Source organism: Desulfovibrio intestinivivus (genome assembly GCF_053570665.1).
Genome location: NZ_JBRBQT010000001.1, coordinates 2,684,091 through 2,707,557, shown reverse-complemented (window position 1 = coordinate 2,707,557; position 23,467 = coordinate 2,684,091). Strand labels below are relative to the sequence as shown.

Here is a 23,467-nt window from a genome sequence, read left to right as displayed (position 1 = left end):
AACTGGCACTTATCTTGCTTATACCTTCTCCAGATAACGGAAAGGCAAATTTGACCATAGCCACAGGGGGAGCATGTGACTAACGAAAATAATAATTGCATAAGCGCCATGCTCCACATGCAAACTGGCGCTCCCGAAGCCGCCTCGCATGCACGGCACGGGCAGATTGCGGGGCAACCGCTTTCGGGCCTGGACGAAGCATCGGCCAGGGCCTTGAGATGCCTGGCAAAGGATGGCGAAGGGCTTGTTACGGCACTTGAAGCGCGGCTTGATTCGCTTCAGGAAGCCTTTATGGACATGCTGAACAGCCAGCTTGAAGAACGCCACCTCCGGCCCGAAGACCGCCTGCATCTGTATGTTTCGCCCGAGGGAACACTGGTGGTTGAAGGCAACGACAACGACGCCAACCTGCTGTGCGATATCATCACGCGCAAGCCGGACTTGCAAAAAAACTTTAAGGAAATGGCCCAGGTGGCCATGCTCTCGCACGGTGTAGAACTGGCAACCCAGATCCATAACGATATTATCGATCAGGTTGAAGATGCCAATCCCCTGCTGGGGCACTACCATATGTGCCTTAAGGGACCGCTCTCGCATTTCTATATCCGTTAGAGCTTGCCAAAGTCGAGCAAGCGACTTATTGTAATGCTTGACCAAATGGGGGCGCACTGGTTTCGACGGGGACGTGGAAGCCTTAGCGGCAGGTCGAGGCGCCGCTGGCCTCGTAAAAAGCGGCAACAAAAGTAATTGCCAACAACGATTACGACTACGCTTACGCTGCCTAAAAACAGCGAGGCAACGACCGCTTAGGCGGTCACGTCATTCTGGGCCATGTCTGATAACCCTGAATGGCGACACTTATCAGGCTGGCGGAAATCGGTGCTCACCGGGGTTTTCCGCGAGGAGTTTACCGGCGAGATTGCCGTGATGCGCCCGGTCAGGGGCTACCACCACGGTGAAATTAATACCTGACATAAACCTGTAGATGCTTCGTGTGGACAGTTCGCGGACGGGGGTTCAACTCCCCCCGCCTCCACCACCCCCACAAATTAAAGTGGCTTATACGATCTGAATAAGACGTATAAGCCACTTTTTGTTTTGCTATTGGAAGAGCTGACTCTAGGCTTTGGTTTTGGCTTTCTTCTCAGTTGACAGGCGAGGACGCAAATCCAGAAGATGAATCATAATAAACACCTTGCTTCCCAAGGCAATTTGTACACGCTCTGCCTCATTGCGCAAAAGTTCAGTGAGTTCAGTAATATTCATCTTTTTGCCTTCATCTGGATGTTCCCATTGACGATTTTTGGAAATTGCCACAAGCAACGCCCCAGCCCTGCTTTTTTCTGCGGCCAGATATTTTTTTACAAGTTGGTTCTTAATCGTATCACGCAGATCTTTAGCAGTACGTTCATTCCCCAACTTAAGCTCAATCACAGCCTCATAACCGCCAACCACGGAACGCAAACGAATGTCTGTCTCTTTTTCATCTGCGGTCACTGCTTCCTGATCCACTGTATAAAGAGAATTGGCGGCGTACTCTAGTTCCCGAGCGATCTCGCGCCTTAACACCGACTCTTTATCAATTCCGGCCCATGCCTCTCGAGGAGACGTGTCGCGCAGCAAAAGGTCATCCAGGTCAGACAACCTGTCTTTTAAGATACCAAACATTGCTTCATTACTGGCAGCAGGGACTTCGCCACTTTTATCGAGCGCAATGGCCTGCTGCTCATCATACGCATGCGCGTCAATCTCTTGAGCCCAGTTTTCTTCAGCTATTGCAATAAATCTATCCTTGAAATGCTCGCAAAAAGGATCCGCAGCCATTTCAAGCTGAACACTAAAACCATCTTCACCTTTTATGCTGAACAATGCGTTAGAAATATTATGACGCGCCATCTGGGCATCATCGCGAGCATCTGGGGAAAAAACGCCTTCGCGGTGTACATCATCTTCAACCCGAACATGCTGGTAGGCGAGACGGAGCAGCCGAAGCAATAACTGTGGCGTAAATAACTTGTTATGCAGACTCACAGCACTATCTCGGTTTCCGAAGAACCTAGAAAAACAGGACACCACTTCTGAGCGAGCAGAAGGCTCCATCGTGCTTGCAAAATTCTCAAATGCCACTACCCCACGTTCTGGGTCAATTTGCAACAATGTGGAGAGCCACATGTCGTGCAATTCTGATGAAAGAGAGCTAGTGAGACGTTCAAGCGCAATCTGTGCAAGTTTTGTCTTTGTCGCAACATCACCGTATTTTATTATTGGACGTGTGGCATGGCGAATTCTTTCTGCCATGACGATATCATTATTCCCGTCATTGCAAGCTACACCAGATTCCAACCAAGTTAACAGGCGAGGGAGAAACACTCTCGCCATATTTTCTGGAGCATCTTTAAGCTGCTGGAGCAACCAAGAATAACTACCCACCACTAACGCTTGGTCAAGTTCCCACGCTACTTCTTTCCAAAGGACTTCCGCAGCAGAGGGATGAGCTTCTACAAGCGGGCCTACCCATGCGGGAGTCCGCTCAACTCAAGTGGCGCGTAACGTACAGCTCTTAGGGCTTCTTCTTCAGTGAGCTTCTTTGCCCACTCTAAATCTTCAGCTTCGGCTCTAATCGCTGCCAAGCCCAGTTCCCAGCGCTTTAAATAAGAATTACGACTTTCATCTGGACGCTCACAAGTCAATGTCGGGCTATCGTTGCGCCATATGGTAGTCAAAACAGATTTAAGTCTATCCGCAGTGGCTCTATCAAAGTAATCTTCAATAGCACTCCGATTCCAGACAGACAAATTATCATCATCTGCCAGCCTGCGCATGAAAATCCATAAATTCCATACTGTGTCGAATGATTTCTCACTTGAAAATGCATAGTCAGATTTATTGGTAACCCTGCGCCAAAATTCTATCCAGGTAGCACGTTTTTTGGCTTCAGCCCGATTTTTATGATCTTCGCGGCCATTTTCCTTTCTACTTAATCGCAAACTGGTTTTTTTATTTTTTATTTGTACTTTTATTCTAGTGTCAAAAATTTTGAGTAGTGATGGGTTGTCTTCAACAAGAGATTCAATTTTTTTACGGCGTTCACCAACAATCTCATGAACTGGAGTAATGTGAAGTATAGCTTCCAAAAGCATTGCACGATCATCTACAGTACGATTTTTATCAGCCAACGAATTATTGATCCATCTATGATCCCTGTCAAAATTGAGCCTCACAAATCCATATACTCCTGATAGCGCCAGAAAACGTCGAATGGGATCACTATTGTAATGAAGAGCTTGTAGGAATGCATCCGCACACCAAAATAAAAAACAATTATCTTTTGCAGATAAGCCAAATAAATATCCACGCAGTTTCAGAATGGATTCACAAATTCCCCCATAATGCCTATCAAATAGACATAAAGCGAGCACACTGGCCTGACACCAGGCCTTGTTCACATCTTGCTTAAGGCCTTGTAAACATATAGCAGCCAAGATGCCACAATACTGAGGAAAATCATTTGTGATATGCGGCCACTCGTGTTGCCAACGAAGCCCCTCGGATAGCAATGCTACAAAACTTTCCCTCAGTACGACCAGAACATCATAATCAATCTCAGACGATGTTATAATGCTGGTGATATACCTGCTACCTTCCCATAGGGTGTTCTCTTTGGATTCTATCCACCTAAGTGTCTTACAAAGCTGGTCCGCAGACATAAATTGAGGAAAAAGAACTGCAACAGCTCGGCTGACAAAGAGTTTTGACCCATAAGTGTCACTCTCTGCGATATGTGCAGAAACCTCGCACAGACTTTTGTCATTAAGGACGGCGAGTGTTCGGAGAGCTATTATTTTATCGCTTGCAGAAGAATTTGTACTATTCAAAAGATCATAAACATCAGCAGCAGAGGAGGTGATGCCACCACCACCAATAAGACCCAGGAGAAATATTCTAACTTCAGGATTTTCTACCCCTTCAAGCCATATCTGACGAATTTCATCTGCAAGATCAGCTGAAGCAAAGCGCTCAACCTGAATGGACGGCACATCCATTCCTCGCCAACCACTAGAACAGTATCTCTTGGCAAAGGCTCGCAGAATCTCCTTTCGCTGCGGCAGGCTGAGTGCTTCCGGGTCGCCTTCATTTAAAAGCACTTCCGGTTCATTATCTCGCAGCGACTCAAATATGCTGGGAATATTCAACGCCAGCCACGCTGCAACAGGGCGTTTTGAGGGTCGAACTATTATTTTGCCTTTTGTTTCAGCAAAAATAAGTCGCCTTAAAGACTTCAGAGGCATTCTTTGTTCGCGAAGGTACGTAAGACGCTCGGCAGCAAGATATTCCATTGCTGAACGATGGTGAAACCGTACCCGGCCATAAGACGCAAAACCAAAGAGCGGCCGCTCAAGCAGCGTTTTCACTTCATTTGGCTGCCAATCAGACAATATACGTAACGGATTCAGTGCTGCATCGTCCCCAGCGATGTCTGAGGCAGCACTGTGCCGAATTGTAAAAAGGCGCATGACTTGCATTGCAAGCGCCAGCCTGCTTGCACCTTCCCACGCTTTATCTGACGACAATTCACAGGCTTCACGTCTATCAGCGCGCGCCTCAAGCTTCACACGGATATTTGTTTTGACTTGATCACGATGTATTCGTATTCGCCTGTTTTCCCGCCAGTCGGCGCATAGTTCAATGAGGTCTTGCGGACGGCGCGCAAAAGATTGCGCGTTGCGGCGCAGCAAGTCTTCTAGCAACTGCTCTGGGTTTTCCACTCGCTGTTGTGAGGCAAACTTTTTAATTTGTTCATCGGAAAGGGGCAGTAAGGCGACCAAACGCCACCCCAGGGGTTCGTTTGCATCATCGGCGTTGTGCTGTTGAAGACGCTCACGCGTCATGATCTCCGCAAACCGTTCTTCTTTCGAACCCTTCGGCTGTCCGGGCGGGATTGGCAGCAATTCTCGAATCAAACTTTCGTCAAAAGGGATTGGACGAGTTGTTATGACAATTTTTGCCCTATGGAGCTGATCTTTTATCCCTTTCTTAAAGCGCGTAAGCGCCAGCTTGAAAGAATGCTGTGTAAGCTTTAGCTCATCAATTGAATCGAGAAAAAAAGTGGCTTCTTCATCTGGTGAAGAAAGCCAACTGTCCAGACGCGCTCCCTCCTCAGAATCAAACAAATCTCTAAGATCAACTGTTGCCAATGATGAGAGTTCAACAAAAAAAGCTGGTGCGCCAGCATTGCTCAGGCGCTGAGACTGGACTTTGCATTCATAAGTTTTACCCGCGCCTGCTTCAGAAACTATAAGTATGCGCTTTGACCGCAACAGATCATTCCAAGAAATTCCTCTCGACCAGCCAAGACTGACCAGAAATTCATGCTGGTCAGCATCTTCAATTTTCCCATCAGGAATATCTTGAAAAGTCCGTTCAATCATGACTGGCTATCTGCTTATTATGATGACTGTGTTTTAGCCCGCTATTGTCACCAATCCATCGGCTTGCCCAGGGGGCCACGGGGGATATCCGGGCCAAAGGTATAGGCACCGGGGCGTTGCACATCGCTCAGTTCACGGCGGGCATGCAGAATCAGCTCCTTGTGCAGTGCTGACACGTCATAGCCCGGTTGCGGCACCACAAAGGCTTTGAGTCTATAGCCCTCGTCCTGCCGCATCAGCCGCACAAGGCACTGTTTTACCCCTTCGTGGCGCTCGATTACCGAAGCCACATACTGGGGAAACACGTTGATGCCGCCCACCTGCACGGCTTTGTCGATGCGCGCGCCCGGTCGCAAGTGCCGCTGGCCAGTCCAGGTTACGTTATCCATCAGCGGGTAGTGCTGCACCACGCCATCCGGCAGGCAGCGCACCAGCGCGTTGCCGTGCTCCCCTTCTCCCCGCGCCACATGCGGCAGCAGTTCATAATCGGCTTCCGGCTCAAAGCGGCAGCAAACCACACCCATCTCGGACGAGCCAAAAAATTCCATTACGCGAAAGCCCTGCCGCTCCAGCGCATGCATCACCTCGGGCGGCGTGGGCGAGGTACCGGTCAGCAGGGTAATCCCCTGCCCCGTCTCCGAGTTGGAACTCTGCCATCCCCGCATATCCACAAGGCGCGACAGCAACAGCGGAATGCTGATAACAAGGTCGCCGGGGCGCATCTGCGCCTCAACCATCGTCGGCAAAGGTGGCACGCTGCGGATAGGCACCCCGAGGCTCAGGGGCAGCAGCAAGCCGAACGTAAAGCCGTACATGTGATGCATGGGGACGGTAATCAGCGCCGAGGTTCTGTCCGCCACAATGGGGGCCAGACTGGTCACTTCCTGCCGGATGTGGCTTTCCTTATGCGTGCAGGGTTTGGGCTTGCCTGTTGAGCCGGAAGTAAAAAACGTGAGTGAACGGTCGCTGTTTTCCCACTGCTGCAAAACCTGTTGCGAAAAATCGCCGCACAGCCCGCCGACTTCGGGCGCTGCCGCAGTGGTGTGAAACATGGCATTGCAGCGCTGCGCCATATTTTCCAGCGCAGTGGCATCAAGCCCAAGCGATTCCCAGCGCATGGATGCAAACCCGTGCGGCGCGCGCGCCTCAAAGCTCAGCGGATTGTGCTGGCTCAACTCTGCCTGCGCCACGGATTGCACAATCGCCGTAACGGCCCTGAAATCAAGAATTGCAATCCGCTCAAGCGGCCAGGACTCCATTACGCACCCCGCACTTCGATTAATACCTGTCTGCCGCTTGCAGCAGCAGCGCAGACGCAGTTAACAGCTTCGGCCCTGTCCGTCTGAGGCATGTTCAGGGCCAGCATCACGTCCAGTGCGTGGGCCAGCGGCCCATGACCGTACAGATGTTCATGGTTTGTCCAGCCGGGCCCGGATGCGGCACCAGAGGCAAAGACCGGGCCGTCCGCCTCCGGTTGTTGCCCCCACCGCGCTTGCAACGAAGGCGCACCCGCAGCTTGCCCGCCCAGACACAGGGCAACGGCCCCTTCCGTCTGGGGGTGCCTGCTGCTTAAATATTCCGGGCAGCAGCGGGAAAAACGGTTGTCGGTTTCGTCCACCGCGCAGAGCAGCACCCTCTCGGCCCGCCCCGCACCCAACAGGGCTGCCGCCGTGCTCACAGCGCCGGCAAAAGAAAGCTCAAACTGCGAGATGGTAAAACACGGCCCCTCAATGCCAAGCAGCAGGCTGAGCAGGCCTGCGCCCATATTGTTGACGGCATGCGAAAAGGCCGTTGGCGAAGAAAGATGCGGCCCGTTGTCCAGAATGGAATCCATAAAATCCATGCTCATTTGCGAGCTGCTGTAGGCCGTACCAAAAACAAGAGCTGTTCGGTGCAGGACTTCTTTTTGTCGCCAGCCCGCTGCATCCAGAGCCTGCACACAGGCCAGAAGCGCCATACGCGCATACCGGGGAATGCGGCGCAGCGACACGCCCGGCAACAATGCCGCGAGTGAAGAAATATCGGGGGCAGATATGGCAGGCGTTTGCCCTGACTGTATGGCAGCAAGGGCATCCTTGCCGCCTATGCTGTGCACAAGCCCGGTTCCCGCCACAGAAAGCGCTGCACTGCTCACGGCTTCACCCTCCCCAGAACCAGAGCGGCATTGCCGCCGCCAAAACCCAGCGAGGTTGAAAGCGCAAATGGCGACGATGCCGCAAGGGCGCTCTGCGTGGGCGCAAAACCTATTTCAGGATCAATATTGAAAAACCCCGGCGAGGCCGGAACCGTGCCGTTGCGCAGGGCCGCGAGCGTCAGCACGGCTTCCAGCGCGCCAGCGGCCCCAAGTGTGTGCCCAGTGCCGCCCTTGCTGGCCCATACGGGCACCCCCGGCAACAGGGTGCACAAAAGCCGCCCTTCAACCTTGTCGTTCTCACGGGTAGACGTGCCATGCGCGTTCACAAATGCCATGTCCGCCGCTGTAAGGCCCGCCTGATCCAGAGCCGAGCCGATGGCGAATGCCAGGCCCCGCCCTTCCGGATGCGGCGCGGTAAAATGGTGCGCGTCAGAGGCGTTGCCGTAGCCCAGCACATGCCCGAGCACGGCGGCATTGCGTTCGCGGGCATGCTCGGCGCTTTCCAGAACGAGAGCGGCTGCGCCTTCGCCAAGGTTCAGGCCTTTGCGGTCACGGTCAAAGGGGCGGCACGGCTGGTCGGAATATATCATCAACCGCGCAAAGCCCGTATGCGGCACGAGGCTCAGGGCATCGGCTCCGCCACAAAGCACGCACTGGCACTGGCCTGTGGTGATGAGATCCATTGCCAGACCAATGGCGTCCGCGCCGGATGTGCAGGCATCGGTGACGGTCAGGCGCGGCCCGTGGGCCTCCACGTCCATCTCCAGCGCAAGATTGGCGCTGAAGTAATCATCGCGGTCGGCCCCCTGCCCGCAGGAGCATGCAGGCGGTGCCGATGCAGCAGCCTGCTCTGACGTGGTTCCACGGCTGGCGGCGTAAGACTCCAGAAAATGTGACGCGCTCCCGGCGGTTGTGCCAAGCACAATGCCCGCCTCGCGCAGCAGATGCTGGGGCAGCGCGGCCTCGGCCAGCGCGCTGCGGCACACGGCCCTTGCGAGCGTGAGGGTATCCTGGGCGGAGTGCTTGCGGCCGCCGGGAAAGTGCTTTCCAGCAAGCCCGAAAAACGGATACGGCAAGGCCCGGCTGTCCAGTACACTAGCCGGAACAAGCCCGCCCCGCCCGCTTTGCAGGCCATCCAGAACCGCAACCGGGCTGTCACCCGCCGCGCACAGGCAGGCCATGCCTGTTACAACAACGCCTGAGCCGTGCTGCATTGCTTTTCTCACGCCTGCGCTTTGCGGGCGCAGATAAAGTCTGCAAGGCCGCTCACTGAGGTAAAGGCCTTGCGGGCTTCCTCGGCATCAGCAATGGCTACGCCAAAATGCTTTTCAACCACGACCACAAGTTCCACCGCGTCCAGCGAGTCCAGCATCAGGCCGGAATCTCCAAACAGCGGGGCCGAGGAATCAATGTCTTCCACGGTAACGTCTTCGAGGCGCAGGCCATCAATAATCGCCACTTTCAGGGCGGATTCCATTTCATTTTTTGTCATCATTGCGACCACATATCGTAAAAATTAAAGAACTGGTACGGGTGCCGTTCCACAACAGTCTCCAGAGCTGCTGCAAACTGCTGCGCATACGGCTGAAAAACAGAAACATCACGGCGTGGCAAACCAGCGGGCACCGCCAGCCGCTCAGCCATAAAAACTCTGGTGACGCCTTTTTCCCGCACGGTAAAGAGCATGAGCAGTTCCGCCCCCGTGATGGAGGCAAGAGCATAGGCGCTGGCTGGGATGTGGATGCTCCCCCCCATGAACATGACCTCAACGCCCTGCCCGGATTGCCGCGTACCGTGCAACCTGTCGCCCATGAGGCAGACCACTTCGCCGCGCCGCAGCGCTGCCGCAGCCTCGACCATGGAACCCACAGGATCCGCCGAATCAATGATCTTGAACGGCCTGCCCCTGCCGTGCTGGAAGTAGTGTTTGCCCTGATCCTCGGGATTGAGCAACTGCACCACGTTCACCGGGCGGTCAAACTGCTCCAGCCCCGCAATGCCCACCTGCCACGCGCCAATGTGCGCCGTCAGCACAATGCAGCCATGTGGGTTGGCCCCTGCCTCGGCAAATCGCTGCCGCACATGCTGGTCAGTTTCGCAAAAAGGAAACCGCCCTGTGACCCCGGCAATCATCCTGTCCAGCAGCACCTGCCCGAAATTCAGATACAGGCGGTAGGCATGCACAAACTTGCTCCAGGCTCCGGCGCGGGGGAAGCGGCGGTCAATATAGGCCGCGCAGCGCTGGCGCACATGGGGCAGCATGGCATAGTACAGAACAACAAAGGCCAGTACAATTCGCGCTGCAAAGAGCACCCGGCAGCGCACCAGAACCTCAAAAAAACCGTACTGAAGCCGGGAGCCAAGTACGGCTGTTATGGGGCGTTTAGTCTGCAAGGTCGCTCCCTTTGCCGCCCCCCTGCCGCATGCGCGTCATGCCGCGCGCCGCAAGATAGGCCAGCGCGCCCACTACGGCCCCTGCAAGCAGGCCCAGCAGCGGTGCAAGAACAAGCGCGCCCACAAACCAGTCGAGTATGCGCTGTGGAGCTTCATAGCCGAGGGTCTGCACAGAAAATTCCGTCAGCCAGCTGCCATTGCGCAGCCTGTAACCAAGCAAAACCCCAAGGCCCGGCACAAATGGGGGCCACGTGAGCGGGATCATTGCCAGAGCGCAGAGCCTGTTCAGCCGCAGCCAGCCAATGCACAGCAGGAGCAGAATACTCTGCAAACCCGGCAAGGGCAGTGTGGAAACAGCTATGGCAACGGCCGCCGAGCGCCCCAATTGCCACGGAGTGGCTCTGTCCGCAAGCAGACGGCGCAGGGAATCCATAGGGCGCAGCAGAGAAATGCGGCCCTGCCCGTCCACGCTGTGCTGGCGAAAGGGCACAGGCACCAGGGCGCGGATAGTCAGCCGCGTGTTCAGCAGAGAAATACGGATATTGTCCTTGAGCGCCTTGAAATGCGAAACGCGCTCTTCCCTCGGCGGATAATACACCCGAATGCCAATTTCGCGCACGTCAAATCCGGCCCATGCGGCGCGCACCAGCACTTCAACCTCAAAGGCGTAGCCCGGTTCCGTGAATTTCAGGCAGTCCAGCACACGCAAGGGATAAGCGCGGAACCCGCTCTGCATGTCGCGCACCCGCTCCCCTGTCTGCACACGCATCCAGAAGGCGGAAAACGCCCTGCCGAAACGGGACGAGCCAGGCACGTGCGGCACGTTGAAATCGCGGCAGCCCACAATAATTGCGCCGGGGTGCTGCGCAATGGCCTGCAAAAAAAAGGGGATGTCTTCCGGGTAGTGCTGCCCATCGGCATCCAGCGTAATCATGTGCGTTGCGCCAAGCCGTGCGGCCTTTGCCGCGCCAGCCAGCAGGGCCGCGCCCTTGCCGCCGTTGCGGGGCAGGCGCACAAGCGTGATGGGCAGGCCCTCCAGGCTATCAGCACTGCCGTCAGTGGAGCCGTCGTCCACCACGATGATCGTGCCGCACTGGTTCAGGGCCCGCTGCACCACATCGCGCAGGCCTTCTCGGTGGTTGTACACCGGAATGACCACGGCAATTACTGGCGGCATATGACCTTGCCCTGACGCCACTGCGCGCAGAATTCGCGGTAAAAGGCTGGCGGCTCCATGAGCAGGTTGCCGTTCAGATCAAGCATGAGCTGGGTTGTGCTGGCTGTGGTGGTCACAAGGCCGTCCGCGTCTTCAATGTGGTATTCAAAATCCAGCACTGCAGCCTCATTCCAGAACAGCTCCGCATGGATGGTGTATGTCTGGCCGTAGAGCAGCGGATGGTGAAAATCCAGATGAAAGAGCTTGAGCGGCACCACAACGCCATTATCACGAAAATCCAGATAACTCAGACCATAGGCACGGCCCATGGCCTCCCGGCCATCCTCAAGCCAGCTGGCATAGCGGCCATGCCACATGAAGCGCACGGCATCCACCTCTTCAAAGCGCACCGTGCGCTGGACGCTGACGCAGAGAGAAGGCACCTCCGGCGCGCTACGGCGGCGGGGACGTGAAGCGCGGTGCAGGCTCATAGGGCTGGCACCTCCACCTGTATGCGGGCTGCCAGCGTTTCGCCGCTGTGCAGGGTGCATTCCCAGCGCCCCTCACGCCGTCCCTTGCTCAGGGTCAGCAAAATATCCACATCCGGCCCAAGCGGCGCAAGAAATTTGGCCTGCGGCACACATGTCAGATCCGCGGATTGCCCCATTGCTTCAAGAGCAACCTGAGCCATGAGCACCTGAACGACAGCGGGCAGCACAGGATGCCCCGGAAAATGTCCGGCAAACACCGCACTGTCCGCCGCAAAACAAAAGCTCTGCCGCCATGCGCCCTGCTCGGGCGAATGTTCCAACTGGCTGGCCGCATGCAGCACGGCACGACGCATCACGCTCATAAATGCGAAATCTCCACAAAATACATATCCATGGTCATTCCGTCCTGCTCACTGTACACGCCATTCAAGCCATCCGCTGTCGGGCTGAACCGAGCCTTCCAGCCTTTGCCCTCAAGGTTCGGCTGCACAGCATCCTGACCGAGAGCAGGCAATATTCTGTATACGGCCACACCCGCGCGAACAAGCAGGCTGGCGGCCTCCCTGCCCATACCTTCCGCCGTGGTGCATTGCATTTTTACAGACTGCGCACTTGTTGCGCCCTTTGGCCCACTGTCTGGCGCAACATCGGCGCTGTACGTGCAGACGCCCAGAGTTCTGCCGTGCGGCAGAATAAGCGCCAGACTCCCGCCGGATTCAGTCATTTGCACTTCGCCCTGCACTGGCGCGCTCTGCCCGGCAAGGGTCAGCCGCGCGCCAAACTGCGCCACCAGCGAACCGCTCTGCTGGCTTGCCTGAAGCGGCGGCAACAGCACGGCGCGCTTTTGCGCGCCGCATGCTGCAAGCAAACCCACAATCAGCAGTAAGCCTATGTAACGTACTGCCTTCATGCCTGTTTTCCTTGCACCCGGCAGAGTCTGGGCAAAAGCCACAAGGCCACAGGAACCTCCACAATCAAACCCCAGAAAATAACTTCACCCATAGCTTTAAGGGCTGGGTGTTGCGCAAGGGCCAACAGCCCCATGCCAGTGAACGTGGTGAGAGAAGACACAACAACGGCCCGCTCCACGCCCATCTTCACCCCGCTGACAAGATCATGCGTGACCACAATGCCGTGGTCCGCCGCAAGGCCCAGCACCAGCGGCATTGCCGCCATGCCCGCCAATGTCAGGGGGTGGCTGGTGATGGACATCCACGCAAGTATACATGCAACGGAACACAACGGTGGCAAAGATGCAAGCAAGGTTCGCCGCGCATCGCGAAAGTATAAAAACAGAAGCGCCAGGCAGGCCATCCAGGCCAGGGGAACAAGCCGTTTTTCCATGGCAAGCTGCTGCAACAGCGTTGTTTCAAGCTCACCGGGGGCCAGCGCAAGGGTTTGCGCGGCGAGGGCAGGTTCCAGACGGCTCACATCCGCCTTTTTGCTGGTAAAGAGCAAAAGCCTTGCCGTGTGATCATCAGCTTGCGGCGCATGCAAAAATACGTCTACCATTTCGCCAAGGCCTGCGGCGCGTAGCACTGCCGGGTCAAAGTCCGCCACCGGGCGTTCAAGCAGCTCCACAAAGGGGGTAAAGGCTTCAGCGGTGAATCCGTAACGCTGCGCTGCGGTTGTCAAAAGGGCCTGAACACGCGGCCCTTCCGCCTTTGAAAAGGCCTCCCACCGCTGCACGTTGGCCTGAGTCTGCTCTGGCGAAGGCCACACATCGGTAAGTGTGCCGATCTTGTTTTCCGGTTCAAGAACGCGCAAGGCCTGCGCTACAGCACGGCCATTGGCAAGGGCCGCGTCCGTTGTCGGCCCTTCAACCACGAGGAGGTTGCTGTCGCGCGATCCCCAAATGGCTTTAAGCTTCTCGCCGTCCTGCTGCAATTGCGCCATGTCCGCCCCCATGGTGCGGGGTGAAACATCCACCCGTACGATGGAAAACAAGGCGTAGCACAACAGCAACAATCCAAAAACACACGCAAAGACACGCAGGGGCACAGGCTGACGCAGCGCTGTATTTTCTTTGCGCACAGGCAGGGGCGGCGTATTGAACCAGGGGCATATGGGGAGCACAACAACGGCCAGCGCAAAGCCCGCACTCAAGGTCAGCAGGGCAAAAAGGGCCAGCTGGCGTACAGCCGGAATGCCCGAAAACAGCAATACGGCAAAGCCGGAAGCATTGACCAGATATCCCTGAAACAGAGGCGGCGTAATATGCTCCAGCACACTCTCTGTTGAGTCGCCGCTACGCAGGGCAAAATGCATATGCACGGCGTAGTCTTCCGCCACGCCGAGTACGGACGCGCCAAAACCCAAGGCCAACCCGGAGAGTGCTGGCGTGAGCAGGGTCATGCCGCCCAGGGCGAAGCTGGCGGCAAACGCGGGCACCAGCATAAGCCACAGGGCACCGCGCGAGCGCACCAGCAAGGCGTACACCAGCACAAACCCCAGCATGGAAAAAAAGACGATATTGGTCACGTCGCGCTGGATAACCTGCGCATTGACGGCGCTGTGCCTGTGCCCGCCCACCACAAGGCCCTGCATATCCGGCGCGAGGTGTTTCTGCATGGAAGCATGGATGGCGTCCATCAACCGAGCGGCGGCGCTGACATCGTGCAGGGAATGGGCTGGTCGCAGCACCAGCAACAGGTGTTTGCCGTCCTCGCTCACAGGGTAGCCCAGCACAGGATCAGGCATGGCCCCAGCATGCTCTGCTGGCAGGCGTGAAAGCACAAGCCGGCGCAAGCTCAGTGGATCAGCCCGCAGCCATTCCTGGGCGGGGCCAGCGGCAAGGAGGCTGTTCAGATTGTTGTGAGCCGAGCGCACTGCGGCATCAATCTGCGGGGCATCGGCTGCCTGTTGCAGCTGGCCCAACGTGGCATCATCCATAAAATACGGCAGCAGAGCCATGAGCGCCTGGGCATCGGGCATGCCCACGGCCCCCACTCTTTCAGCCATATCCTGCGGCAGATCGCCCACGATAGCATCGGCAGCGCCTGCAAGCGCATACTTTCCGCCATGACGCTCTGTGGAAAGATCAATAAACAGCAGGCCAGAAGCCGGGGAAACATCCAGGGCTTTGGCCATGCGGCGCACCTGCGGCACATCGTCGGGAAAAAAGGCCAAGCTACTGGAATCTGGCTGTATCCGGGCAGCCAAGAAGGCAAAAACCGCCCAACACAAGAGAACCAGGCTGAATCCCAGAATCTTGTGTGAGCGTATCCAGCAATGAAGCCTGACAATGAAAGGCTTGCCCATAGGCCTACTGACCACCGCTCCCCGCTGCCTCAAGCACGGCGCAGGGCGCTGGCAAGGCCTCGTTGACCCGAGTTTGGTTAAAGGCAATGCGCACCGTATCGCCGTTACGTTCCGCAAAGGTCAACTGGCGTACGCTCTTGAGATCATCGGCGAAGGTTACTTCAAGCCTTGCAAAAAAAGACTGTCGAAGGGGGTACAGAAGAAGCATGGGTTTGTCGGCCTGCGGGCGCTCGAGCCTGTAGGTGGCGCGCAGAGCCGCCGGATCAATGCTGATCCAGTCCAGAATATTCCGGATTATAGCTGTAATGACAGTGGATTCCCGCTCATTGGCAGGGCGCGTTGCTTCCGGCGAGCCTTCCCACAGTGCGCCTCTTCCATTCTTGTAAATGAAGCCAGAGGCAAGAGGACGGGTATACGCCCAAAGCAGGCTGTCGGCGGTTTCAAAGCCGTTGTCATCCTTGCTGGTTGCACGCGCCTGGGCATTGGCCGCATGGGCAGCACGGCGCAGGCAAAAATAGCCTTGCGAGGTCATGGGGCGGGCCAACACGGCCATGGACTTTTCCTGCACAAAATCAGCGCTCAGGCTGGCAATGCCAGCACTTTGCTTTGCGGCAGCATCAAGCAGAGCCTCGGCGTTTGCAAGCGGCTGCTCCTGCGCAACCGCAAAAGTGGGCAGCACGGTAAAAACCATAATAAGCCCAGCCAAGAGCAGCAGGCCCGCAGATGAACGCATCAGGCCGTTTCCTCCGGCATAAATATCTTGAACTGCGCGGTGGCCAGTAGTTGACCCTCGGCATGCACCTCGCCGTCAACCACCGCAATTTCGCCAAGTCTGGCTGAGACGCGCACAAAGACGTCCAGGCACTGCCCCACGCACGCATCTGCATGCACGGTTACATCGCGCAGGGCGGCAAGGTAGCCCCAGCCCGCGCAGGCACCGCCTGCTGCAAGCAGGCTGGCCCCGGCCCCGGCGGCAAAACACTGCGCCATGATTTCCGCATAGGCCACGCGCTCAAGTTTGCCATCGGGCCGCAGAAAGGGATTATCTTCCCGCACTGCCGCCGTTGCCCGCGCTTCTTCCGAGCTAAAACTTTCAAGCCCGCTCAGAAGAAGCATGGGGGCACGGTGCGGCACAATGGCCGTAAGAGGCTGCTGCAAATCAGTATTCACTGCTCGCCACATTCTTGCGGATAGCCTTGTCAAGAATGCCGACCCACTTGTTGTAATTGGGATGGATCGAGGCACTGCCATCGCTCTTGGCCTTGTACTCCATGTTGGTGCTGGCCTTGTAGTTGATGCTGTAATGCGTGGCCGTATAGGGGATGGACACTACCACCGTGTGCTTGTTGCGCACCATGATTGTAGCTTCAATAGTGTTGGCGGAAGGTTCAGAAACGCGCCAGCCGGTATCAGCGCAGGATTTGACGATAGCATCGTGCATCTTTTTTTCAGAAATATTCTTGCTGGCTTCAGCAGAGGGGAAGTCATAGGCAAAGGTGCCAACAGGCTGGCCAAAACGGCAGCCAATGGCCGCAAGAGTCATCAGCAGCACGGTAAGCAAAAAATATTTTTTCATTACAGTTACTCTCCTGTCGCACACGTTAGATGTTTTACATAAAGATTTCTGACATGCCGCATCATGGCGCGATGCGGTAAAAGTTCTCCGGCAAAGGCTTGAGGCCATACCGGATCAAGAAACTCCATATGGATAGTAGCAGGATGAAAGCCCTTGGCGCCAGGAGGAAACACCTGGAAGCTGTTATGGATAAGCAAGGGGAGCACGGGGCGACCAGCCTTGACAGCAACGTGAAAAGCGCCAGCCCGAAACTTGCCGAGAGCACCAGTGCGGGTACGGCTGCCCTCGGGGAAAATCACCAGAGTAACCCCATCACGCAGACGTTCAAGACACAAAGCCTCGACCTGTTCTGCGGACAGACTCTCCGCATCAATATATTCCGCGCTGCGCATGGTGGGCGCAAAGAAAAAGAGCAACCGGAAGGGCCAACTTTTGGTTATCAGGCACACATTGGCCTGATCCTGCGCCGCAAGCAGGTATATATCCAAAAAAGACTGATGGTTGCACACAACAACCGACCCAGGATATTCCACTGCCATATGTGCGTTGCGAATACGCACCGGCAGCCAAGGCCGCAAAAAAAACAGCGTAGAGCGGCCATAAAGCCAGATGTACCGCCGATTAACCACGCACATGACACCGGGGAAAACCGTGTGCAACGCGGCAATGCACAGAGTTAAAGGCAAAATAACAAGTGTCCAGCAAACAAAGATTGCACTTATGGCAATATTTGACACAATATTACTGTTCCGCCTTGACGGTTCCTTCATCGCGCAAGGCCTCGATGAATGCATAAATGTCCCCAAGTGTCTGAATTTTTACCAGGGACTCTTTGTTTTGCAATTTGAAGTTGAAGGCCTTTTCCAGCACTATGACCATATCTACGATATCAAGGCTATCAAGCCCGAGGTCTTCCTTGATATGCGCTGTAGGAACAAGCTGATCCGGGGACAATTCAAATTCTTCACTCAAGGCCGCGTCAATCGTCTCTCTAATTTTATTATCGTTCATTCTTTCCCAACACTGATTGAATTTTCACTCAACCTATCAAATAAGATAGTGCAATTGCAACCGCCAAGCGCAAAACTATTTTTCAATACCAAACCACTTGGTTTATGCAGCTGCCCGTTCATATGATTCAAATTTCCGCATCTGGCATCAGGATTACGCAAGCCGCGCGTTGGAAAATATGTGGAGGACTGCAACATTTCTATACACAAAATGCTTTCCAGCGCGCCGCTGGCAGCCATGGTATGCCCCAGGTGCCCTTTGAAGCTGCTGACAGGTGTTGTAGAGCCAAAAACAGCCTCAATGGCCTGCCCTTCTGCAATATCACCGAATTCTGTAGCGGTGGCATGGGCGTTAACATAGGCAACATCCTGAGCTTGCGCGCCTGCATCTTCCAATGTTCTGCGCATGCAGTCGGCAATGGCAGCCGCGTCGGGCTGGGCGATGCTGCCGGGCGATGAAGATATGGCAGCGCCGCGTATTTCCGCCAGTATGGGCGCATTGCGGGACTGAGCGCTTTCCAGACTCTCCAGCAGCAGGATGCCCGCACCCTCGCCGCAAACAATGCCTGTGCGCTCCGCATCAAAGGGACGCGAGGCGCAATCCGGGTCTTCTGTGTGCGAGGCAGCGCCAAGACGGTCAAAGGTGGCGGAGGTCAACAGGTGAAATTCATCCGCGCCGCCACAGAGCATCATTTCTTCCCGCCCTGCCGCGATAGCCTCAAACCCGAGACACAGGCTCATGAGGCCAGAGGCGCAGGCGGCGGCAGGCGCAAGCGTGCGGCCTGCGCACCCGCAGGCCAGGGCCACATTGGCGGCAACCGTGTGGCTCATGATCTTGAAAAATACGGTGCTGCGCATGCTCTCCACGCTGTGCTCGCGCAGAAACATCTCAAAAAACTCGTGCAGCATGGTGGGGCTGCCAACCGTTGAGCCTACAGCTACACCCATGCGTTGCTCGGGGCGATTGCCCAGACCGGCATTGGCCAGAGCCTCCCAGGCAGCCAGGCAGGCAAAAATCGACATGGGCGACATGGAACGCCGCAATTCCCTTGGAATGCGCTTTTCCTGCAATGGCGGCACCAGCCCGGCTACTCGGCAAGACAAGCCTTCAAGCTTGTAGGCTGGCAAGGGGGACAATGCGCAGCGGTTATCGCGCACACCTTCGTACATGGCTGCCACGCCTTCGCCGAATGGCGAAACTGCGCCCATGCCCGTTACGACTACTCGCTTTCCGCGCATTCCCTGAACTCCTTGAGAACGTTATCATGACCGAAAGAAAATCCCACGGCCAGAGCAGCACTGACCATGCCGCCCAGCACACCGGGCAGCAGAATGTTCTGCCCGGCCAAAAACAGCCCCGGCAGGCGTGTGACAGGCAGCATGGGCATGGCGTCCAGATGGTGCTGCACGCCATAAAGGCTGCCAGTAGCGCCGTAAACCCAACGCCGCATGGTCAACGGGCTTGCTGCATCCAAAATGCGCCAGCGCCCGGCCAGTTCCGGTAACCGTTTTTCAATGTAGGCCTGCAACCGGGCAGTGGACTCACGCTTCCACTCCACATAGCTTTTGGGGCGCGGGTGCGGATCGCCGCCGGGCAAATCCTTGTCGTCCATAAGCGCCACGGCCATCACGGCCTTTCTGCCATCCGGCTGCGGTCTGTCGCAAAAGAGGTATACGCTGGGGTGCGGGCTTTCCACACCCGGGAACAATTCTTCCGCTGAAGGCTCCGGCAGCAGATAAATGCTTTCGTTTTCATTCAGGCAATCGCGTGTTTCTGCAAACAGCAGCATGGCGGAACGTGTTTCCGGCAGCTCATTTATGCGGTGCAGGTAGGCCGGACGCATGAGGCCCTTGGGAATCAGCCCCTCAAGCTGCGAGGGATGCCCGGTAAAGAAGCAGCGCTCGCAGGCAAGGCGGGAACCATCACCTAATACCACGCCGCGCACGCCTTGCGCCTTGTCCGCCTCTATACCCGCAACGGCAGAGTTGCAGCGCACAGTGACCCCAAGTTCGCCGAGGCCCGTCAGAAGCGCCTCAACCAGAGCCAGCCCACCACCCTGCCACGAGCCGCTGGACTGAAAATACGGCCCTGCCACAAGGGAATATTCTTCAAGTGAGGATTCTTCGGGCCGTACACCATACAAAAGGCACCGGGTGCCGAGCATGGCCCGCAAGTGAGGAGGAAAGCCCGCAGATGCAGCATACTGGGCCACGCTGCCCACGCTGTGGAGCGCAAAAGACGGTTCTGCCCACACAGAAGGATTCAGGTAGGGGGAGTGGCCCAGTTCAGTATCCATATGGTGCAGAAAAGCCTTCATGGCTGGCCCGGCTCCGGGAAATTGCCGCTCAACAGCTTCTGTTACCGCCGCTTGCCCTGCCGGGAGCTGAAACACCTTGCCGTCGGCAAAGTGAAAGACCTCCGTGCGGCTGGTCGTGATCTGCCGCAAATGCTTTTCTAGACCCAGCGCCCGCAGCCAGCGGCGCAAAACGCCCCCGGCATGCAGACCGCCGCCGCAGTGAAATCCCGTATCAAAATACAGGCCTTCGCGCCAAAAACCACGCAGCAGCGGGGCAACGCGCGGGCCAGCCTCCACCACGGCAACATCGTGGCCCTGCCGCGCCAGCAGCAAGGCGGCAGTCAGGCCGGTAATGCCGCTGCCTGCGACCACGCAGCGCATCAGCCGAGCCTCAAGGCGATACTGGCGTTGCTGCCGCCAAAGCCCGCGGCATTATTCAGCACGACGCGCGGGGGTTGCTCCAGCCTGCGGACAAGCACGGGAATGCCAGCGGTATCTTCGTCCGGCTCTTCATAATTTATGGTAGCAGCCGTAAAGCCCGCCTGCGCCATAATGACGGCGTAGGCAACCTGCGACGCGCCAGACATCCACAGTTCATGCCCTGTGAGGCTTTTCAGCGCCATGACATCGGGGCAGTCAGCGCCGAAAACGGCCCGTAGATTGGCGGCCTCCGCCGCATCGCCCTGAGGGGTGGATGTGGCGTGCGCGTTGACAATATCCACATCGGCAGCACTCAGCCCGCCTTCCGCCAGAGCCATACGCATGGCGCGCGCAAGCCCTGTGCGGCTGGGAACGGAAAGAGTTTCACCGTCCGCGCTGCAACCAAAGCCCAGCACTTCTGCCAGAATGCAGGCATTGCGCCTGTGGGCCGTACCGTAATCTTCCAGCAGCAGGGCCGCAGCGCCGCCGCTTGGCACCAGCCCATCCCTGCCCTTGTCAAAGGGGCGGGAGGCCGCCTCCGCAGGGGTACGCGCAGAAAAAGCCCCAAGACCGTCAAAGGAGCAGACAGACGGCCAGTTCACTTCTTGCGCAGCGCCGCAGACCACACGGTCAAGCCGCCCAAGGCGAATCTGGTCTGCCGCCTGACCGATGGCATATGCCCCGCTGGCGCAGGCGGCGCTTACCGTCCAGCTTGGGCCGGTATTGCCAAGCAGCACGTTGAGATTCATGGTGATGGTGGAATTCATGCAACGAAAAACATGGCCGCTGCCCATGCCGGAAGTGCAGCCAGCCTCCTGAAGCGCCGTCTGCTGGTCAACTACAGACTGCACCGTGGAATCATTGCCAAAAACAAGGCCGCACCTGTCTGAGCGCAGGTCTTCGGGTGCCAGCCCGGCCTGATCCAGGGCATCCAGCGTTGCCGCATGCGCCTGAATGGCAAAATCCGGCATGCTTTTGCGCTGCTTTCTGTTAAGATGGCGCGCGCAATCAAAGCCGTCTATGCGCCCTGTAAGCTGGCTGCGAAACCCATGTTCCAGCCGCTGCGGGTCGGCAACTATGCCCGAAATTCCATTATACAACGCATTGGCGATCTGCTCGCGGCTAACGCCCAGAACGGATACAAGCCCCACGCCAGTTATGACAACTCGCCGCATCGGGCCTCACATGTACAGTCCGCCGTTAACAGACAGCACCTGTCCGGTAACGTAGGACGACAAGTTGGAACACAAAAATCGCACGCAGCCCGCCACTTCTTCCGGCAAACCCGGTCTGCCAAGGGGCACGCTTTTCATATATTCATCCACTGGCAGCCCGGCCGTCATTTCGGTGCTGATAAAGCCAGGGGCCACGGCATTAACAAGCACGTTGCGGCGCCCAAGCTCGCGGGCAAGGGCGCGTGTGGCGCCAATAAGACCAGCCTTGGCTGCGGAATAGTTCACCTGCCCGGCCATGCCAGCTTGCCCTGAGGTAGAAGCAATATTTATAACACGCCCTGCGCGCGCACGCTGCATCTGCGGCACAACCTTGCGCGATACATGGAAAAATCCGTTGAGGTGCACACCGATGACGGAATCCCACTGCTCTTCGGACATAAGGCCAAAGACGGTATCGCGGGCAAAGCCCGCGTTGTTGATCAGGGCAAAGGGAGTTTCCGCCGCCAGCAGTGGATCAAGGGCGGCTCCCACCGCATCTTTGTCCGCCACGTCAAAGGGCAGCAGCGCGCATTGACGGCCCAGAGCCTCAATGGCATCGCGCACGGCTTCTGCGGCATCGTGGTCGTTGCGGTAGTTCAGCCAGATATCAAAACCATCGGCGGCCAAGCCAAGGGCAATGGCCTTGCCAATTCCCTTGCTTGCGCCCGTTACCAGAGCTATGGGCGAAGTTTGCATTTGCTCCCCTGCTTGCATGTTTGCATGCCTTTATTTATTAAAAAGGCACCAGATTGGACAGCCGCACAATATACAAGAGACTCTTTTAGGACAACTCTCAATTTAGGATGGAATTTATCATGCGGATTCTTGCAACAGCCTTGATTGCGCTTTTTTTCTTTTCCAGCGGATGCAGTTGGGTTGGCAGAACTGCTGGCAAAGCCTCTGCAAAAATTGAAAGAAAGGTTGATGCTGTTCAGCAGGGCTATAATGACGGCTACAAGGGTGAACAAAAAAAAGCAGACTAGTTTGCTATGTTTATTTTGCAACACCGCACAACGTTGAGGAAAATAATTCAGCAAGCATGACGTTCTGCATGCCTGGCAACATCGAAAAAATCAACGTGGCTTATACGTCCTCATCAGACATATGAGCCACATTTTTATTTATTCCTTCAAGCAGGACTTCAATACTCCCCTACTTCCCCGCTGGCGCTCTTGTAAGGCTTATCTCCGCCAATGCGGCATCCAGATCAAGGTTCATGGCAAACCGCAGCCCTTCGCTGCCAAGCACGATACGCACGGGCTTATCCGCATTTTCTGTGCCGCTCACAAACAGGGTTTCAAGAGCCTGCCACATGCCGTCACTGGTTTGGGGGCAGTCCACAGTTTTTCCCTTGGGGGCAAGGGCCGCGCCCTGCGCGCCAAATACGCTTGTCTGGCCTCCGGCTTCCAGAACCAGCGGCAGCCAATCGTTCTTTTTCAGTTCTTCAAACATGGCCCCGATGGTTGTATTGGCAAAGGGCGCAGACAGCGTTACCGTTTCCAGTTCGCCGCCCTTGCCGTCAAACTGCATGCCCTTGCCCGCGAGGCTCCACGACTGATCGGCAAAGCACATGGCATAAGCGCCGGGCTCTTTAAGCCCTTCATAGCCGGGCATGGCAAATTCCTTCCAGCGGGCCACGTCCATTCCCTTGCGCATCATCTGCACCAGCATGAACATGGGCACACCCGCCGGGGCCACATAAGCGTCACCATCGGGCATGGTAATGAGCATGGAGGGATACTTGCGCTTTTCATTACGGCCTGCAGCATCCATTGCAAATTCAATTTCCTTGGCTGAGCCCGGTTCCGGCTCATGATAATACTGCCAGCCCATGCCGTTTTGCATGGTTACGCCAATGCGCGTGCAATCATGCTCAGGAAACTTGGCCGGACTTACCGTTTTGGATGACCTTTTTGCCAACCCGTCAACAACAGGCTTTTTATCCCCATTGTTGCCCACGCAAAAAACGGCCTTGATGTCAGAACTCATGCTGTTTTTCAGCACTATCCCCGCCGCAAACCCCGTTGACGGCAAAAAAACCAACAGGGCCGCCACGCCAGCAACCCATTGTTTCAGCAAGTACAT

At 56.4% G+C, this 23,467-nt stretch carries 24 protein-coding genes and 1 other RNA gene; 3 read left to right on the top strand and 22 right to left on the bottom strand.

The window, feature by feature from the left end; all coding sequences use genetic code 11:
* Nucleotides 1–75: 75 nt before the first annotated feature.
* Complete coding sequence (locus ACUZ9P_RS11665; RefSeq protein ID WP_027180818.1) at nt 76–612, top strand: hypothetical protein; 537 nt, start codon at nt 76–78, stop codon at nt 610–612.
* 47 nt (nt 613–659) lie between these two features.
* Nucleotides 660–1,039: a transfer-messenger RNA gene (gene ssrA, locus ACUZ9P_RS11660) on the top strand.
* A gap of 80 nt (nt 1,040–1,119) precedes the next feature.
* On the opposite strand, the gene ACUZ9P_RS11655 is transcribed toward ssrA, so the two are convergent.
* The 21 genes from ACUZ9P_RS11655 to fabG form a co-directional block, all read right to left on the bottom strand.
* The gene (locus ACUZ9P_RS11655) at nt 1,120–2,298 is read right to left on the bottom strand and encodes a hypothetical protein (protein ID WP_449249829.1); all 1,179 of its coding nucleotides are present in this window, start codon (nt 2,296–2,298) and stop codon (nt 1,120–1,122) included.
* Between the two features lie 212 nt (nt 2,299–2,510).
* The gene (locus ACUZ9P_RS11650; RefSeq protein WP_449249828.1) at nt 2,511–5,429 is read right to left on the bottom strand and encodes a hypothetical protein; all 2,919 of its coding nucleotides are present in this window, start codon (nt 5,427–5,429) and stop codon (nt 2,511–2,513) included.
* 47 nt (nt 5,430–5,476) lie between these two features.
* A complete protein-coding gene (locus ACUZ9P_RS11645) occupies nt 5,477–6,688 on the bottom strand; it encodes an AMP-binding protein (RefSeq protein WP_449249827.1) in 1,212 nt (403 codons plus the stop codon).
* Nucleotides 6,688–7,563: a beta-ketoacyl synthase chain length factor gene (locus ACUZ9P_RS11640; RefSeq protein ID WP_449249826.1), complete on the bottom strand. Its 876-nt coding sequence runs from the start codon at nt 7,561–7,563 to the stop codon at nt 6,688–6,690. Before ACUZ9P_RS11640 ends, ACUZ9P_RS11645 begins: the two co-directional genes overlap by 1 nt.
* The gene (locus tag ACUZ9P_RS11635; protein ID WP_449249825.1) at nt 7,560–8,777 is read right to left on the bottom strand and encodes a beta-ketoacyl-[acyl-carrier-protein] synthase family protein; all 1,218 of its coding nucleotides are present in this window, start codon (nt 8,775–8,777) and stop codon (nt 7,560–7,562) included. The genes ACUZ9P_RS11640 and ACUZ9P_RS11635 overlap by 4 nt, the downstream gene beginning before the upstream one ends.
* A gap of 8 nt (nt 8,778–8,785) precedes the next feature.
* Nucleotides 8,786–9,058 (bottom strand): phosphopantetheine-binding protein, encoded by a 273-nt coding sequence (locus ACUZ9P_RS11630; RefSeq protein ID WP_411330688.1) that lies wholly within the window; start codon nt 9,056–9,058, stop codon nt 8,786–8,788.
* Entirely contained in the window at nt 9,055–9,957 is a 903-nt protein-coding gene (locus tag ACUZ9P_RS11625) for an LpxL/LpxP family acyltransferase (protein WP_449249824.1), read from the bottom strand. Before ACUZ9P_RS11625 ends, ACUZ9P_RS11630 begins: the two co-directional genes overlap by 4 nt.
* A complete protein-coding gene (locus ACUZ9P_RS11620) occupies nt 9,947–11,134 on the bottom strand; it encodes a DUF2062 domain-containing protein (RefSeq protein WP_449249823.1) in 1,188 nt (395 codons plus the stop codon). Before ACUZ9P_RS11620 ends, ACUZ9P_RS11625 begins: the two co-directional genes overlap by 11 nt.
* On the bottom strand, nt 11,122–11,604 hold the full coding sequence (locus ACUZ9P_RS11615) for an acyl-CoA thioesterase (protein ID WP_449249822.1): 483 nt from the start codon (nt 11,602–11,604) through the stop codon (nt 11,122–11,124). The genes ACUZ9P_RS11620 and ACUZ9P_RS11615 overlap by 13 nt, the downstream gene beginning before the upstream one ends.
* A complete protein-coding gene (locus ACUZ9P_RS11610; RefSeq protein ID WP_449249821.1) occupies nt 11,601–11,966 on the bottom strand; it encodes a hypothetical protein in 366 nt (121 codons plus the stop codon). The genes ACUZ9P_RS11615 and ACUZ9P_RS11610 overlap by 4 nt, the downstream gene beginning before the upstream one ends.
* A complete protein-coding gene (locus tag ACUZ9P_RS11605; RefSeq protein WP_449249820.1) occupies nt 11,963–12,514 on the bottom strand; it encodes a hypothetical protein in 552 nt (183 codons plus the stop codon). Before ACUZ9P_RS11605 ends, ACUZ9P_RS11610 begins: the two co-directional genes overlap by 4 nt.
* The gene (locus ACUZ9P_RS11600; protein WP_449249819.1) at nt 12,511–14,694 is read right to left on the bottom strand and encodes a hypothetical protein; all 2,184 of its coding nucleotides are present in this window, start codon (nt 14,692–14,694) and stop codon (nt 12,511–12,513) included. Before ACUZ9P_RS11600 ends, ACUZ9P_RS11605 begins: the two co-directional genes overlap by 4 nt.
* A 175-nt stretch (nt 14,695–14,869) precedes the next feature.
* Nucleotides 14,870–15,598: an outer membrane lipoprotein carrier protein LolA gene (locus ACUZ9P_RS11595; protein WP_449249818.1), complete on the bottom strand. Its 729-nt coding sequence runs from the start codon at nt 15,596–15,598 to the stop codon at nt 14,870–14,872.
* A complete protein-coding gene (locus tag ACUZ9P_RS11590) occupies nt 15,598–16,035 on the bottom strand; it encodes a 3-hydroxyacyl-ACP dehydratase (RefSeq protein ID WP_449249817.1) in 438 nt (145 codons plus the stop codon). The genes ACUZ9P_RS11595 and ACUZ9P_RS11590 overlap by 1 nt, the downstream gene beginning before the upstream one ends.
* The gene (locus ACUZ9P_RS11585) at nt 16,025–16,441 is read right to left on the bottom strand and encodes a hypothetical protein (RefSeq protein ID WP_449249816.1); all 417 of its coding nucleotides are present in this window, start codon (nt 16,439–16,441) and stop codon (nt 16,025–16,027) included. The genes ACUZ9P_RS11590 and ACUZ9P_RS11585 overlap by 11 nt, the downstream gene beginning before the upstream one ends.
* Nucleotides 16,442–16,446: 5 nt before the next feature.
* Nucleotides 16,447–16,980: a lysophospholipid acyltransferase family protein gene (locus ACUZ9P_RS11580; protein WP_366208618.1), complete on the bottom strand. Its 534-nt coding sequence runs from the start codon at nt 16,978–16,980 to the stop codon at nt 16,447–16,449.
* 202 nt (nt 16,981–17,182) lie between these two features.
* A complete protein-coding gene (locus tag ACUZ9P_RS11575; RefSeq protein WP_022658786.1) occupies nt 17,183–17,452 on the bottom strand; it encodes an acyl carrier protein in 270 nt (89 codons plus the stop codon).
* On the bottom strand, nt 17,449–18,690 hold the full coding sequence (locus tag ACUZ9P_RS11570; protein ID WP_449249815.1) for a beta-ketoacyl-[acyl-carrier-protein] synthase family protein: 1,242 nt from the start codon (nt 18,688–18,690) through the stop codon (nt 17,449–17,451). Before ACUZ9P_RS11570 ends, ACUZ9P_RS11575 begins: the two co-directional genes overlap by 4 nt.
* The gene (locus tag ACUZ9P_RS11565; RefSeq protein WP_449249814.1) at nt 18,672–20,129 is read right to left on the bottom strand and encodes a phytoene desaturase family protein; all 1,458 of its coding nucleotides are present in this window, start codon (nt 20,127–20,129) and stop codon (nt 18,672–18,674) included. Before ACUZ9P_RS11565 ends, ACUZ9P_RS11570 begins: the two co-directional genes overlap by 19 nt.
* A complete protein-coding gene (locus ACUZ9P_RS11560) occupies nt 20,129–21,343 on the bottom strand; it encodes a beta-ketoacyl-[acyl-carrier-protein] synthase family protein (RefSeq protein ID WP_449249813.1) in 1,215 nt (404 codons plus the stop codon). The genes ACUZ9P_RS11565 and ACUZ9P_RS11560 overlap by 1 nt, the downstream gene beginning before the upstream one ends.
* Before the next feature lie 6 nt (nt 21,344–21,349).
* Nucleotides 21,350–22,078 (bottom strand): 3-oxoacyl-ACP reductase FabG, encoded by a 729-nt coding sequence (fabG, locus tag ACUZ9P_RS11555; protein ID WP_449249812.1) that lies wholly within the window; start codon nt 22,076–22,078, stop codon nt 21,350–21,352.
* A gap of 119 nt (nt 22,079–22,197) precedes the next feature.
* Between fabG and ACUZ9P_RS11550 the strand changes: the two genes are divergently transcribed.
* On the top strand, nt 22,198–22,365 hold the full coding sequence (locus ACUZ9P_RS11550; protein WP_192111807.1) for a hypothetical protein: 168 nt from the start codon (nt 22,198–22,200) through the stop codon (nt 22,363–22,365).
* Nucleotides 22,366–22,534: 169 nt separating this feature from the next.
* On the opposite strand, the gene ACUZ9P_RS11545 is transcribed toward ACUZ9P_RS11550, so the two are convergent.
* A complete protein-coding gene (locus ACUZ9P_RS11545; protein ID WP_449249811.1) occupies nt 22,535–23,467 on the bottom strand; it encodes a hypothetical protein in 933 nt (310 codons plus the stop codon).

Excerpts from the sequence above, each read along its gene's own strand:
- ACUZ9P_RS11570 (WP_449249815.1), bottom strand. The coding sequence starts at position 18,690 with ATGCGCGGAAAGCGAGTAGTCGTAACGGGCATGGGCGCAGTTTCGCCA.
- ACUZ9P_RS11615 (WP_449249822.1), bottom strand. The coding sequence starts at position 11,604 with ATGAGCCTGCACCGCGCTTCACGTCCCCGCCGCCGTAGCGCGCCGGAG.
- ACUZ9P_RS11545 (WP_449249811.1), bottom strand. The coding sequence starts at position 23,467 with ATGTACTTGCTGAAACAATGGGTTGCTGGCGTGGCGGCCCTGTTGGTT.
- ACUZ9P_RS11620 (WP_449249823.1), bottom strand. The coding sequence starts at position 11,134 with ATGCCGCCAGTAATTGCCGTGGTCATTCCGGTGTACAACCACCGAGAA.
- ACUZ9P_RS11550 (WP_192111807.1), top strand. The coding sequence starts at position 22,198 with ATGCGGATTCTTGCAACAGCCTTGATTGCGCTTTTTTTCTTTTCCAGC.
- fabG (WP_449249812.1), bottom strand. The coding sequence starts at position 22,078 with ATGCAAACTTCGCCCATAGCTCTGGTAACGGGCGCAAGCAAGGGAATT.
- ACUZ9P_RS11580 (WP_366208618.1), bottom strand. The coding sequence starts at position 16,980 with ATGGCAGTGGAATATCCTGGGTCGGTTGTTGTGTGCAACCATCAGTCT.
- ACUZ9P_RS11650 (WP_449249828.1), bottom strand. The coding sequence starts at position 5,429 with ATGATTGAACGGACTTTTCAAGATATTCCTGATGGGAAAATTGAAGAT.
- ACUZ9P_RS11635 (WP_449249825.1), bottom strand. The coding sequence starts at position 8,777 with ATGCAGCACGGCTCAGGCGTTGTTGTAACAGGCATGGCCTGCCTGTGC.
- ACUZ9P_RS11560 (WP_449249813.1), bottom strand. The coding sequence starts at position 21,343 with ATGCGGCGAGTTGTCATAACTGGCGTGGGGCTTGTATCCGTTCTGGGC.
- ACUZ9P_RS11655 (WP_449249829.1), bottom strand. The coding sequence starts at position 2,298 with ATGGCAGAAAGAATTCGCCATGCCACACGTCCAATAATAAAATACGGT.
- ACUZ9P_RS11645 (WP_449249827.1), bottom strand. The coding sequence starts at position 6,688 with ATGGAGTCCTGGCCGCTTGAGCGGATTGCAATTCTTGATTTCAGGGCC.
- ACUZ9P_RS11630 (WP_411330688.1), bottom strand. The coding sequence starts at position 9,058 with ATGATGACAAAAAATGAAATGGAATCCGCCCTGAAAGTGGCGATTATT.
- ACUZ9P_RS11575 (WP_022658786.1), bottom strand. The coding sequence starts at position 17,452 with ATGAACGATAATAAAATTAGAGAGACGATTGACGCGGCCTTGAGTGAA.
- ACUZ9P_RS11600 (WP_449249819.1), bottom strand. The coding sequence starts at position 14,694 with ATGGCCAAAGCCCTGGATGTTTCCCCGGCTTCTGGCCTGCTGTTTATT.
- ACUZ9P_RS11585 (WP_449249816.1), bottom strand. The coding sequence starts at position 16,441 with ATGAAAAAATATTTTTTGCTTACCGTGCTGCTGATGACTCTTGCGGCC.
- ACUZ9P_RS11595 (WP_449249818.1), bottom strand. The coding sequence starts at position 15,598 with ATGCGTTCATCTGCGGGCCTGCTGCTCTTGGCTGGGCTTATTATGGTT.
- ACUZ9P_RS11605 (WP_449249820.1), bottom strand. The coding sequence starts at position 12,514 with ATGAAGGCAGTACGTTACATAGGCTTACTGCTGATTGTGGGTTTGCTT.
- ACUZ9P_RS11610 (WP_449249821.1), bottom strand. The coding sequence starts at position 11,966 with ATGAGCGTGATGCGTCGTGCCGTGCTGCATGCGGCCAGCCAGTTGGAA.
- ACUZ9P_RS11565 (WP_449249814.1), bottom strand. The coding sequence starts at position 20,129 with ATGCGCTGCGTGGTCGCAGGCAGCGGCATTACCGGCCTGACTGCCGCC.